General features: G+C 54.2%; 10 protein-coding genes and 1 tRNA gene. 4 read left to right on the forward strand and 7 right to left on the reverse strand.

Annotated elements, in window-relative coordinates:
* Positions 1-25: 25 nt before the first annotated feature.
* A complete protein-coding gene (locus HPY71_08805; protein ID NPV53611.1) occupies positions 26-1465 on the forward strand; it encodes an oxaloacetate decarboxylase subunit alpha in 1440 nt (479 codons plus the stop codon).
* A 331-nt stretch (positions 1466-1796) separates the two neighbouring features.
* Here HPY71_08805 and HPY71_08810 read toward each other — a convergent pair whose 3' ends face one another.
* Both HPY71_08810 and xylB read right to left on the reverse strand, forming a co-directional pair.
* Complete coding sequence (locus tag HPY71_08810; protein ID NPV53612.1) at positions 1797-2279, reverse strand: hypothetical protein; 483 nt, start codon at positions 2277-2279, stop codon at positions 1797-1799.
* Positions 2280-2562: 283 nt separating this feature from the next.
* On the reverse strand, positions 2563-4092 hold the full coding sequence (gene xylB, locus HPY71_08815; protein ID NPV53613.1) for a xylulokinase: 1530 nt from the start codon (positions 4090-4092) through the stop codon (positions 2563-2565).
* A gap of 385 nt (positions 4093-4477) precedes the next feature.
* Between xylB and HPY71_08820 the strand changes: the two genes are divergently transcribed.
* Positions 4478-4552 (forward strand) — tRNA-Gln (locus HPY71_08820).
* A 58-nt stretch (positions 4553-4610) separates the two neighbouring features.
* Here HPY71_08820 and HPY71_08825 read toward each other — a convergent pair.
* Positions 4611-5198 carry a nucleotidyl transferase AbiEii/AbiGii toxin family protein gene (locus tag HPY71_08825; GenBank protein NPV53614.1) on the reverse strand — a complete coding sequence of 196 codons (588 nt, stop codon included), beginning with the start codon at positions 5196-5198 and terminating at the stop codon, positions 4611-4613.
* A gap of 515 nt (positions 5199-5713) precedes the next feature.
* On the opposite strand from HPY71_08825, the gene HPY71_08830 reads away from it, so the two are divergent.
* Positions 5714-7363 carry a carbohydrate kinase gene (locus HPY71_08830; GenBank protein ID NPV53615.1) on the forward strand — a complete coding sequence of 550 codons (1650 nt, stop codon included), beginning with the start codon at positions 5714-5716 and terminating at the stop codon, positions 7361-7363.
* A gap of 46 nt (positions 7364-7409) precedes the next feature.
* Positions 7410-8360: a 1-phosphofructokinase gene (gene pfkB / locus HPY71_08835; GenBank protein ID NPV53616.1), complete on the forward strand. Its 951-nt coding sequence runs from the start codon at positions 7410-7412 to the stop codon at positions 8358-8360.
* A gap of 143 nt (positions 8361-8503) precedes the next feature.
* On the opposite strand, the gene HPY71_08840 is transcribed toward pfkB, so the two are convergent.
* The 4 genes from HPY71_08840 to HPY71_08855 form a co-directional block, all read right to left on the reverse strand.
* The gene (locus HPY71_08840; protein NPV53617.1) at positions 8504-9586 is read right to left on the reverse strand and encodes a trimethylamine corrinoid protein 2; all 1083 of its coding nucleotides are present in this window, start codon (positions 9584-9586) and stop codon (positions 8504-8506) included.
* 156 nt (positions 9587-9742) lie between these two features.
* Positions 9743-10510 carry a carbohydrate ABC transporter permease gene (locus HPY71_08845; protein ID NPV53618.1) on the reverse strand — a complete coding sequence of 256 codons (768 nt, stop codon included), beginning with the start codon at positions 10508-10510 and terminating at the stop codon, positions 9743-9745.
* Positions 10511-10645: 135 nt separating this feature from the next.
* On the reverse strand, positions 10646-11557 hold the full coding sequence (locus HPY71_08850) for a sugar ABC transporter permease (GenBank protein ID NPV53619.1): 912 nt from the start codon (positions 11555-11557) through the stop codon (positions 10646-10648).
* Positions 11558-11650: 93 nt separating this feature from the next.
* Positions 11651-12895 carry an ABC transporter substrate-binding protein gene (locus HPY71_08855; protein ID NPV53620.1) on the reverse strand — a complete coding sequence of 415 codons (1245 nt, stop codon included), beginning with the start codon at positions 12893-12895 and terminating at the stop codon, positions 11651-11653.
* Positions 12896-12928 lie beyond the last annotated feature (33 nt).

A 12928-nucleotide genomic window follows, 5' to 3' on the forward strand; every position in this document is an offset into this window, starting at 1 on the left:
CGAAAGGGGATTGAGAGGGGATATCATGAGCGCTGACGAAGTCAGAAACCATGCACTCAAAGAAAGCAAGGCCGGCAGCGCCGCTGCGCTGCAAGAGACGCCGGCGCCAAAGAGGCGGATAAAGGTCACCGATACGATCTTCCGGGACGCGCACCAGTCCCTCCTGGCCACCAGGATGCGCACCGAGGATATGCTCGCAGTGGCCGACGAGATTGATAAAGTGGGGTATTATTCCCTGGAGGTCTGGGGTGGGGCTACCTTCGACTCCTGCCTCAGGTATCTCGACGAGGACCCTTGGGTCCGCCTCCGTAAGCTGAAGGAACGAATCAAGAACACGCCGCTTCAGATGCTTCTCCGCGGGCAGAACCTGCTCGGCTACCGCCAGTATCCAGATGATGTGGTGCGGGAATTCATAAAGCTCTCCATCGCTAACGGGATAGACATCATGCGTATATTCGATGCGCTCAACGACGTGCGCAACATGCAGGTAGCCATCGAGGCCACCAAGCGTGAAGGAGGGCACGCCCAGGCGTCTGTCGTCTACACTACGAGCCCGGTGCACAACCTGGACCTCTATGTGAAGATAGCAAGAGCCCTGAGGGACATGGGCGCTGATTCTATATGTATCAAGGATATGGCCGGGCTCCTCACTCCATATGCAGCCTATGAGCTCGTGAAGCGCCTCAAGGAGGAGATCGCCCTCCCGGTTCACCTTCACAGCCACTATACCAATGGCCTGGCCGCCATGGCCTACCTCAAGGGAATCGAGGCGGGCGCCGATGGCATAGATACCGCCCTGTCCGCGCTCGCGCTCGGGAGTTCCCAACCGGCTACGGAAACGATGGTTGCGACCCTGCAGGGGACGCCTTACGATACAGAGCTGGATCTCAGCCTCATCAGCTCGATAAACTCCTATTTCAAGGGCGCAAAGGAAAAATACGCAAAGGTGGCTGCCCCTGTAGCCGTTAACCCTGAAGGGCTCATCTGGCAGATACCCGGCGGGATGCTCTCGAATCTCAGGGCGCAGCTGAAGGCGCAGGGCATGCTGGATAAGCTCCCCGCCGTTCTCGACGAGGTCCCGCGGGTGCGCGAGGAGATGGGCTACCCGCCCCTCGTAACGCCCATGAGCCAGATCGTCGGGACGCAGGCTGTCCTGAACATCGCTACGGGGAAGAGGTATGCGATAAAGTCAAAAGAAATCCGCGACTATGTCAAAGGCCTCTACGGGACGCCGCCAGCCCCGATAAATGATGATATCAGGCGGATGATCATAGGCGACGAGGAAGTCGTCACGTGCCGGCCCGCGGACCTTCTCGAGCCACAGCTCGAAAAGGCAGAGGCTGAGCTGGGGGACTACATGCAAAGCCAGGAGGACCTACTCTCTTACGTGCTCTTCCCCGAGGTGGCCATGGACTTCTTCAAGAAGCGAGAGCAAGTGCAGGAAGAGGCCCAGGCGGGAGCGTAACAGGTGCCGTGCAAAGTGCCAAGATTCTTGGCAGTCTTCCCCGGTCAAAAGTGAAATTGGCAGCTTTCTTGGCAGGCTGCACGTGAAGATGCCAAGATTCTGGGCAGTTACCCGCTCATCCTGCCAATATTCTTGGCAGTTTGCCCCGGCCAAAGGTGAAAGTGCCAAGAATTTTGGCAGGTCGCGCGTAAAGGTGCCAAGATTCTTGGCAGTTTTGCCGCGTACAGGGGTTAGCCTGCCAAATTCCTTGGCAAGAGGTGAGTCATCCTGCCAAGTTTCTTTGCAGCCCCGACGTATCAGTAGCACGTCCGGCGCAGAGCTTCTAGATCTCTTAAAGCTTATATCCTATAGTCCTGAGGAGCTTCTTCCGCGCGGCTATATCCTCCGCGCCCTCAATCCCTGCGGACACCAGCCCGTCGATGACGCCCAGAATCCCGCGCCCCTGCTTCGTCTCGGCGATGATCACCTCAACAGGATTCGCGGTTGCGCAATAGATGCCGCATACCTCGGGCACCTGCTTGATGGCGTTGAGCACGTTGATTGGGTAGGCATTCTCCATGAGGATGATGAAGCTGTGCCCCGCCGCCAGTTTCAAGGCGTTGTTCCGTGCAAGCTCGACGAGGCGCTCGTCGTTCCCCGCATACCGCACGAGCCGCGGGCCCGAAGATTCGCAAAACGCCACGCCAAACTTGATCCCCGGGCCCGACGTCGCCATCGCCTCATAGATATCCTCGACGGTCTTTATGAAGTGGGCCTGCCCGAGAATCATATTCATGTCTTCTGGCTTATCGATCTTGACTACTTTTAGCTCCAACCCTGCTTCCACCATGGCCTCCACCTCGCTATCCACCTACTGTTACTACCTAAAAACTGCCCAGCTATTCCCAGGCAATATTTTCATTACCTGTGGCGCCGCAGCGCGGCATGAGGGTCTCCTCCGGGAATAACCCAATTATCTCCAACTAGAAATTCGATCCCTTCTAGAGATTTGATCCCTCTTATTCTTCTTGGCGCTGCGCCAGCGCACGGGGTCTACCCTTATTTATCATCCCCCTAAGGTGTAGCTATCTTGCAGCTATCCTATAGCTATCTTGCAGCTACCTTGCAAGCGCCGCGCCCTGCCGGAATGCCTCTTGGAGGGCGGGATAAAGCGAGGTATAGAGCCTGTAATACCCGTCATATACCTTCACATTCGCCACATCCGGCTCGGTGTGGCTCATGATGCTGACCGTGCTCTCGGCCGCCTCCTCCACGCTCCGGTAAACGCCGACCCCGACCCCAGCAAGCAGCGCCGCTCCAAAGGCGGGTCCTTCGTCCACGTTTATCGTAACAACCTCGACATTCATTATATCGGCCTGCATCTGCCGCCACAGCGGGCTCTTTGCGCCCCCGCCGATGGCCCTGAGCTGTTTTACCTCGATGCCGAGGCCCTTTATAATTTCGAGAGAGTCCCTGAGCCCGAACACGACACCCTCCATTACCGCACGGGCCATATGGGCCTTCCCGTGACGCAGGCTCAAGCCAAAGAATACACCACGCGCGTTAGCATCCGCATGGGGCGTGCGCTCACCTGTAAGATATGGAAGGAAGACGAGGCCTTCAGATCCAGGCGGGATGCGCCCGGCTGCGCGCCCGATCAAATCATAGGCGTCGATACCGGAAGCCCTCTCGACCTCCTTCTCCACCTGCGCCAGGGAATCTCTGAACCACTTGAGCGACATGCCGGCCGAGAGCATTACACCCATGAGGTACCACTTGTGCGGGACTGAGTGGTTAAACGTATGCACCCGCCCCAGGGGGTCTCGTTTGACCTCATCAACCTGCGCCACGATCACACCTGAGGAGCCGATGCTCGATAGAGCGCGCCCGGTCCTCACAATGCCTGCGCCGACGGCGCCGCAGGTGTTGTCCGCCCCGCCGCCCACCATGGGCGTCCCGGCCGCAAGGCCCGTCTTCTCCGCCACCTCGCGTGTCACGTAGCCGCACACGTCCGGCGACTCGCACCACCTTGGCACTATATCAAGGGGCAGCCCCAGCCCCTCGAGGACCTCGCGGGACCAGTCCCTCCTGGCTACGTCAAACAGCAGGGTCCCGGCCGCGTCCGAAATCTCGGTGACGAGCTCGCCTGTCAGCTTGTAACGTATGTAATCCTTGGGAAGAACCACCTTCTTGACCTTGGCGAATACCTCCGGCTTGTGCTTACGGAGCCAGATTATCTTGGGAGCCGTAAAGCCTTCGAGGGCCGGATTACATGTATACTCGATCAGCTTGTCCCGGCCAATTGTATCAGTAATCCAGCGACACTCCTCCGCTGTCCTGACGTCACACCAAAGGAGCGCGGGGTGCAGGACGTTATTGTTCTCGTCTAAAAATACGGAGCTGTGCATCTGCCCAGAAAGTCCTATGCCCTTCACATCCTGGCCGGCTATCCCGGATGAGGCCAGCGCCTTTTGAATGGACCTCACCGTTGCCTCCCACCAGTCCTGCGGGTTCTGCTCCGCCCAGCCAGGTTTCGGACTGTAGAGAGGGTATTCCTCAAAGGCCTTTCCAATCGTCTTGCCGGATGGATCGCAGATAAGAGTCTTTACGCCTGACGTGCCGATGTCGAGCCCCATTAGATAGGCCATACGCATTCATCCCTTCTTCCTCGAATCTTCCACATGGTAAGTAACATCGATCCAAGTGAAATTTACTGGGGATACCCATAAACTCCACCGCAAGGCGCAAAAAGAGATCCTCGACAGCTGTATAAAACCTATCCAGATACTGCATTACATTATTCATTGCTATTCAAGATTCGAAATCAAGGAACCGGCTTCAGCTAACCTAGCCTTATTCTACCATGGCCCAGGCGGTAGCGTCAACCAAGTCCTGGATATTATCCAGGACCGCGCATATTGACAACAATCCATGCCTCTGCTATATTTATCTATAGTTACTAGGGCTCCATCAGGAGTTATTAGGACTTCATCAGGCTATCCAGAAAGGTATCCGGGGAAGATGGTATACTGTTGGGGCGTAGCCAAGCGGTAAGGCACGGGACTTTGGATCCTGCATGCGGAGGTTCGAATCCTCCCGCCCCAGCCAGCAGTTTTAAGCCTCCAACCGCACATAATCGGCGAGGTTTTTTTGTTTAAAGAGCATTTCAATAGCTTGCAAGGAGCTCCTTCTGGAGCCTTGTAAAATACTCTTTAACCTCAGTCCAAGTTATCCGGGTCAAGGTGATCGGGTCCACATCCCTTTCGGCGTCATCAAAAAAGGCAAGGCTCCTGATTATATGATAAAGGCTGTATCCGGTCCCTTTGTATTTATCCTCGAGAAGTTTCAAAAGCTCATTAACGGGGATGACCTCTTTACAGATCACATATAAATCGATGAAGTCCTTCTTACTACCCCGGCTCGATATAGCCGTAATCTTCATAAGCGCGATGTCCCTGAGATCAGCTATATCTATCCCTTTAAACCTTTTCACGGGGAAAAGCAGCGGGTACTTATAAGTCATAAAACTGACCCTGACTCCGTCCAGTATTCCATGCACGGTACACCATGCTTCGCCCGTCAAGCTGAAGCTACCCAGTGAGGCTAGCCTCTGTATCAGAGTGACTGGATCAAATTCTTCCCTTGAAAAAAAGTCGAAATCGTAAGATAGCCTATGGCCCAACTGCAACGCTGCAGCCGTGCCGCCGGCTATATAAAAACGTGACGTGAGATTGTTGCTCTTTAATGAGGCCAAAACGGACTCTCCATTCTCCGGTAATACGTTGACAAACATCTAACCTCTTCCTCTGCCAGGCCATAATAATTCTGCCAGAGACGAGCGGTCTTTCTCGAAAGGCGCCTGCTTGCGCGAATGACCTCCAACCTTTGATTATCACTGTAATAGGACATAACCCATCTTATTGACCGGTCGTCTCCGTCTTCCAAAAGCCGCTCGATCACAAAGAAATAGTCCCTATCAGGGTTTATCCTCTTGGGGTCTACGTCCCAAAAAAACTTATGCACGAAATCGGGTAGAATAGGGCAACCCTCCCCTACGCGACTCGATTCAAGAAAGCCGTCTCTCGATCCCCTGCAGCTTTATTATATCATGGATACCATATTTTATCATCCCGTATTTTATCCTTCATCCGCAAACCTCATCTGCAAAACGTCAAGATTTTTCATGGATATCTGGAGGAATTGGCGGCCAGAGCCCAGAATATAAAGTAGCACACAATCCCTGATCACGCTCGAAAGGAAGAGTGCCTTATGCATTATCTCCTGGGAGTCGATGTCGGCACCACGCATCTCAAGGCAATCGTATTCGACGAAAAGGGGAATGAGATCTCTCGATCGATACGGAATACCCCTTCGATAGCCTTCCCCGACGGCAAAGTCGACCAAAACCCGGATGAACTCTGGCATGCTGTCGCAGCCACGATAGCGGAGGCGGTCTCAGAGATGGGCGGCCTGGATGATGCGCGGAAGATAGAAGGCCTCGCAGTGGCGAGCGTCGCCGAGGCCGGCGTCCTGCTGGATGCCCACGGCCAGTGGCTCTATCCGATCATCGCCTGGTATGACCTGCGGACTGTGGCGGAGAGCAACTGGTGGCGCGAGACGGTCGGCCCGGAGGACATCTTCGCCGTTACGGGGCTCAACGCCGACCCGATGTATTCGGTAACCAAGATCATGTGGATAAAGAATAACCACCCCGATGCTTATAACAAGGCGACCAGGTGGCTATGCACCTCTGATTACATAAACTACCGGCTCACAGGGGAGATGGCGATGGATCTCTCCCTCGCCTCCCGGACTATGCTGTTCGACCAGCGAAAGCAGGCCTGGTCGGAGGAATTTCTTAGCCATGCGGGGCTTCCCATAACGCTCATGCCGCCCGCCGTAGATTCAGGCACGCTCGTAGGGAGGGTAACCCGTGAAGCTGCCCGCATGACAGGGCTCCCGGAGGGGATCCCCGTATTTGCCGGAGGGCATGACCACCTCTGCGGCGCGCTGGCCGCCGGGATCATCGGCACGGGCCTGGTGCTGGATTCCATAGGCACGGCAGAGAGCCTCCTCGGGGTCACTGATGCGCCGAGGCTCTCGCCTGAGGTTCACAAGATGGGTTTCGGCGTGGGACACCACGTGGTCAGGGATAAATATTACATTATGGGTGGCACCCTCAGCGCAGGGGCATCGATCGAGTGGCTCGCGCGAACGTTTATAGCCAATAGCTCTGGCAGCAGCAATGCTGGCGCCCCCCACGGTTCCCATGCTGGTGCGGCGCACGGCGGCCGTGAGACTGAGACACGTGAGGTAAAAGATGTGTATCGGATAATAGAGAGCCTGGCCCGGGAGAGCACGCCCTGCGCCAGGGGATTATTCTTCCTCCCGCACCTCAGGGGGAGCGGTCCGCCAAGGCGCGATCCCATGTCGCGAGGGGTCTTCCTGGGGCTCAGGACCCATCATTCGCTGGCGGACATCACACGGGCCACAATCGAGGGCCTCTGCCTCGAGCTCCGGTCAGGCCTCCAGGCCCTGGAGGCGGCGATGGGCTCGGGCGTCCAGGAGATCCGGGCGATAGGCGGTGGGGCCAAGAATAGATTCTGGCTCGAGACAAAGGCGACCGTTCTTGGGCGTCCCGTAAAGCTGCCCGGAAATCCCGAGGCCGTGGCCCTCGGCGCAGCGCTCCTTGCGGGTATAGGGTCCGGCATCTACAAGGACGAGGCCGATGCGGTGAGGAATACCTACCGCGAGCTCGGGCAGGTGGAGCCCGACGGCGACCTGCAGCCCATCTATGATTCCGCCTATTCGATCTATAAGTCTATCTACCCTGCTACCAGGGAGATCAGCTATTCTATCGAAACTCAATTAGAGGCTAAACTGAAGGAGCTCGAGTCCAGGTTGAATACCATAGGTTAAACACAAGAGGTTGAGCCAGGGAACGGAAACGGGGAGAGTCGCAGCAGTGATAGCTACAATTACGCCGAATCCATCGATAGACAGGACGGTATTCGTAGATGAGCTGGTGCCCGGGAAGCTTCACCGCGTCAGGCTGGTCCGACGGGACCCGAGCGGCAAGGGAGTAAATGTATCGCGCGCCTTGAAATGCCTCGGGATGGACTCCATAGCATTCGGTTTCCTCGGCGGAGACCCGGGCAGGGAGCTCGAGGAGGGCATCAAGGCCCTTGGCATTTCGACCAGGTTCACTTGGGTTTCAGGCGACACGAGGACCAATACCAAGGTTGTCGAGGATAAGACCGGCAGGATGACCGAGATAAACGAACCCGGTCCTCTCGTTTCGGACGGCGATATCGAGAGGCTGAAGGAGACCATACTATCCGCCGCCGCGGACAAGGAATTCGAATTCGCCGTGCTATCAGGCAGCCGCCCTCCCGGGGTTCCTGATGACTTCTATTCTGACCTCGTGGCACTGCTCAATAAGCACGGTGTCAAGACCATCCTCGATTGTGACGGCTCAGCCCTCAGGCTCGGCATCGAGGCGAGGCCTTTTATGATCAAGCCTAACAGGTTCGAGATGGAGATGCTATTTGGGAAGGCCTTCCCCTCGGCTGGCGAGATCGTAGAGGCCGCAACCGACTTGCTGGGGAAGGGCCTCTCAGTCGTCGTGATCTCGCTCGGGGCGGAGGGCGCGATCTTCGTCAGGGGGAACGCCAGGGAAAATGAGATATGCTGGGCCAGAGCCGGAGGGCCGGTGGAGCCGAAGAGCACCGCGGGATGCGGGGATACGATGGTGGCCTCCATCCTGCTGGCGCTGCAGCGCGGGTGGTCCTGGGAATACACTGCAAGGTTTGCGGTGGCCGCAGCTACTGTAGCAGCAACCAAAGAAGGGACGCAATTCCCGGCCTATGACGAAGCCCTGGATGCTTTGCGGCTCGTGAAGCTAGTCCGTCTATAAAGATAGACCCCTCGGGCTTCTCGTTTTCATGTTCATGATGCGCAGGATACGAGCGGTCGGTAAGGCGCATACCCAAAGATACCTGAGCTCGGAAGGAAGGGAGGCAATTAGGCCCGGCCTAATTCGCCGGGCCCACGCGGGGGTTAACAGAAGTTCGACATCAGCGCTTCAGCGTCCGTTTCCTCCATTACTGGGAATAACAGATACAAACCATCAGAGCCGTAGCGGTTGACCAGCTTTGTGGCCTTCTCGATCCAATCTTCAACAGTCCCGTCCGATATACCTATCCAAAGCGATTTCCCCGCAGATTTAGCCTTATCATATATGGGATACCAGAGCTCGCTGCCTCCATCGGGCTTACCGGCCCCCGGCGTCCATTGCAGCGCATCCAATTCGTCTATCTCCATCAATGCGTCCAGATGCTTAATAGCGTCCGGCCCGTCGAGGTGATAGAGTGAGTAATCCAGCCTCTTGCATTGTTTGCGCAATGATGGCTGCACAAACTCCCTGAACTGCTTTGGCGACATCAGTGCCGAGAAATCACATTGCAGTTTGGCCGTTTTCCCCGGCCCCCATATGGAAAACGCTGTATAGCTGCTGCTGCCATCATCATCTGCCACGATATCGTAAAAGACATCATAATATCGGAAATATAGTTCGTCTATCTGATGTATGTAATCTTTCACCAACTCCGGCTCATCCACGAGGTCAAAACAAAACTCCTGTGGCCCCCGCATAGCAGCTAAGATGTCGACATTTTCGACAATATCCGGGATATTGACCAACATATCTTTATCCGCTAGCTCCTTTGCTCGCTTCACCGACTCTACATGACGCTTCCACCAATGATTGTCAACATCGTATTTCAGCGGCCCGTGTCGGCGCCAGTTTTCTCTCACACATGGTGTGTACCATACTGTATCCCATGCGAAATTAGGCTCCGACCCGAGGTATGTGGCCATAGAACCCGGACCGATGTTAAGGTCCACAGAAGGGAATGCTTCCGCCATGAATATATGGGTACGGCAAAAGTTACGCATCTCCTTTACAAGCCGCTCTGGATCAAGGTGTAGCGCTTCAGGGTCTTTAGGCGGTTGCACCGGTTCAATAGGCTCCATCGGATGGCTACGCCGCGCTATAATTCTGAGCATGGGCCTACCTATGCTGGAATGGTTCCACCATGCTATAAATCGCTCCTTTGCTTCACCCCAATCTCGCTTATACATTGCTATTGATCCTCCAATCTTCACCGTATCCGCTCGGGCAAGGTATGGCAGAGTTCTCCCCATCACCAGGCAGCAGCGGCAACTTGAGCAAATTCGCCACAAACAGCGTCACTATGGGGTCTAGAGGGGTAGCGGCCGCCGCTCTCTTACGCAGTCTCAGCCCTTCAGGCCGCTCAAGGTAATGCCTTCGATGAAATTCTTCTGGGCTGCGAAGAAGACGATTAGCACGGGCAATATCGACAGTAGTGTACCTGCCATAATCACGTTCCAATCCAGCGTTCCAAAAGTCTGGCGGAAAAGCGCCAGCCCCAAAGGCAAAGTCCGCTTGGCCATATCGTCAATCACCAATACGGGCCAGAGGAAGTCATCCCAGCTGAACATAAAGATAAAGATTCCCAGGGCGGATAAAGCCGGCTTAGATAAAGGAAGCACTATACGACTGTAAATCCCAAATTCCGAGCACCCGTCGATACGGGCTGCGTCGACCAGGGCTGTCGGGATCCCCATCATGAACTGCCGCATCAGAAAAATCCCATAGGCACTGACCAACCGGGGGATGATCAGTGCCGTTAGACTGTTTAGCATCCCTAAGTCTCTTACTATGATGTATACTGGAATTAAGATAACCTCGAAAGGCACCATCATTGTGGCTAAGATGCCCAGAAACAAAATATTCCTACCCCAGAAATCAAACTTGCCGAAAATGTAACCTGCCAGAGAACTGGTGAATAAGGTACCCAAGGTGATAGTGGTAGCGACGATCAGGCTGTTCCAGAGGAAGCTGAAGAAGGGGATTTCACTTAAAACTCGAGCATAGGCCGTAAACCCGGCAAACTCCGTCGGCAAAAAGCGCGGGGGAAATGAAATGGCATCCCAGTTATACTTGAAGGAGGTGGAAACCATCCAAATAAAAGGTGCCAGCATTATGCTTGCGACAAGGGCGCAGAACACTGCCTTGGCAAGATTCTTGAGGAGTTTGAGCTGGGTGTACAAGTTGATCTCCTCCCTATTCCTCCCTATTACCATGGGTTTATTTACCGCTTCGTGTACGTGGATTTGTCAGTACTCAAAATCCGGCTTAAAGTATTTGAGTTGTAGAATTGTTGCGACCAAAACCAGGGCAAAAAGGATAAAGGCCAAAGCCGAGGCTCTGCCCATTTCAAAGAATTTGAAGCCCGTTTCGTAGATATGCATTACCAGCGTTCGGGTGGCTGTACCCGGTCCACCCTGGGTCATGACGTAAATCTGGGTAAAAACTTGAAACGCCCCGATCATACCTGTGACCAATACGAATAACGTAGTCGGTTTAAGTAACGGGATGGTGATATGAAGTAGTGTCCTCCACTGGGAAGCGCCGTCAACCCTGGCGGCTTCGTAAAACTCGCCGGGGATAGTGGTGAGCCCTGCTAAGAATAGCACCATAGTGTAACCTACGCTCTTCCAGACACTCATGATAATAATAGAAGGCATAGCCTGGGAGGATGAGTTTAACCATTCGTAAGGCCCCAGGCCGATAAAGCCCAGGACGTAATTAAGCACGCCGAACGTGGGCTGGTAGAGCCAAACAAACATCAAAGCCACCGCCACCATAGAGGTGACTACAGGCATGAAGATTACCCCTCGCATGAGGCTCTTAAAAGGGTCCCTCAGGCTATTGACAAAGAGGGCCAACAGCAGCCCGAAAACAATACCAAGAAGAACGTAAAAAAAGGCGAAATATATGGTGTTCTTTACCGAGACCCAAAAAACGGGGTCATTGAACGCCCACAAGTAATTTCCCATGCCGAAAAACGGCTTTTCCTTTTCTAAAAGGCCCCAGCGGTGAAGGCTAATATAAAAAGCGGAGGTTACAGGATACACGGAGAAAATAAGAAAATAAGTCATCACCGGAAAGAGACCGATGACAATAAACCGCAACTGTTTGGCTCTGCCCGCTGAAAACCTGCGTTTGACCCTGTCTTTACGGCTCATGATCCGAGTGACCATTGCGCTGTAACGCCTCCTTTGAAGGCCGAGAAATCGAAGATTCGATCTCTCGGCCTCAAACATTCAAACATGTCGGCTCTATCTGAGTTCAGCTAATATCGCATTGATACGTTTTTCAGCTTTAGCCAGAGCTTTCTCCGGAGACTGCTCGCCTACAACCATCCGTTCCAATTCCTCTGCCATGGCTGTGTCGACCTTTGCCCAGCCCGGGATTTTGGCGTAGTAAACCTCTGCAACTTCCAGGGCTTTCCCAAAAGCTCTGATCCAAGGGTCGCTCACATATTCTTCATTACTGTAGTTTGCCTTTCGGAAGCTGATGAACCCAATCTTGTTTGCCATCTCGAGGTATTTCTCGTCGTTTGAGAGGTACTGGAGGAATTTCCAGGCCCATTCCTTCTGGGCGGGGGACGAAGCGGCATTTACCACCCAGAACCAAGCATACATAGAAGTCACTTGACGGGCAGGGCCCTTTAGGGGTGGAATAGCCTTAAACTTGAGACGGGGATTGTTCTGCCTGAAAAAGGCTCTATCCCAGGGGCCGCCCCACATCATAGCTGACTTGCCCAAGGTAAAGGCGTCAGGAGCATTCATGAAGTTGGCATGTGTGAGTTTCGCGTAAACCTTGGTAGCTTCCAAGCCCGGGGGAGTATTGAATGCTGCTTTGGTGCCATCTTTGGAGATGTACTGGCTGCCAAAGGCTCTTACAATAGTGCTCCAGTGGATGACGTTCCAATAACCTTCTTTGGTTGCCATCAGTGTAGTTCCAGCCTGGACTAACCGCCCGTTCGCATCGTATTTATCCAACTTCTTGTTTGCTGCCAGCAACTCTTCGTATGTCGTAGGGAGCTCCAAGCCGGCCTGCTCATAGAGGTCCACATTGACAATGGGCGTGGGGATACCAATGTGCTGAATGTACCCATAGATCTTACCATTATACTCTGCACTCTGGCCGGCAACTGCCACGGTATTCTGCCGGATATCTTCAACCACCGGTGTGGGAGCTGGGTCAAGCCAGCCACTTTTCACCAGCTCCGCCATCCACGGGCCGTGAACGCCGATGATGTCAGGAGCGGTTCCAGCAACCAGCGAGGTCATCAGTTTGGTGTATAAATCCTCATGATTTACTGTAGTGTACTCGATTTTGACGTTGGGATGCAGCTTCTCAAATTCCGTGGCTTGTTTTCTCAGCAGATCATTCCAGGGTTTGTAGTTGTGACTCAAAAACCGAAGGGTAACCTGTTCAGCTGCGGCAGAAATACTTCCTAAAGCAAATACTAGCAGCAGCATCACTGCCCCTATAACTACGAACCTGCGGTTCAGCACTTTGATTTCTCCTCCTTTTGTTGTGCACCAGTT

Source organism: Bacillota bacterium, from assembly GCA_013178125.1.
Lineage (GTDB): Bacteria > Bacillota > SHA-98 > Ch115 > JABLXJ01 > JABLXL01.

Excerpts from the sequence above, each read along its gene's own strand:
- HPY71_08805 (NPV53611.1), top strand. The coding sequence starts at position 26 with ATGAGCGCTGACGAAGTCAGAAACCATGCACTCAAAGAAAGCAAGGCC.
- xylB (NPV53613.1), bottom strand. The coding sequence starts at position 4,092 with ATGGCCTATCTAATGGGGCTCGACATCGGCACGTCAGGCGTAAAGACT.
- HPY71_08830 (NPV53615.1), top strand. The coding sequence starts at position 5,714 with ATGCATTATCTCCTGGGAGTCGATGTCGGCACCACGCATCTCAAGGCA.
- HPY71_08840 (NPV53617.1), bottom strand. The coding sequence starts at position 9,586 with ATGTATAAGCGAGATTGGGGTGAAGCAAAGGAGCGATTTATAGCATGG.
- HPY71_08845 (NPV53618.1), bottom strand. The coding sequence starts at position 10,510 with ATGCTGGCACCTTTTATTTGGATGGTTTCCACCTCCTTCAAGTATAAC.
- HPY71_08850 (NPV53619.1), bottom strand. The coding sequence starts at position 11,557 with ATGAGCCGTAAAGACAGGGTCAAACGCAGGTTTTCAGCGGGCAGAGCC.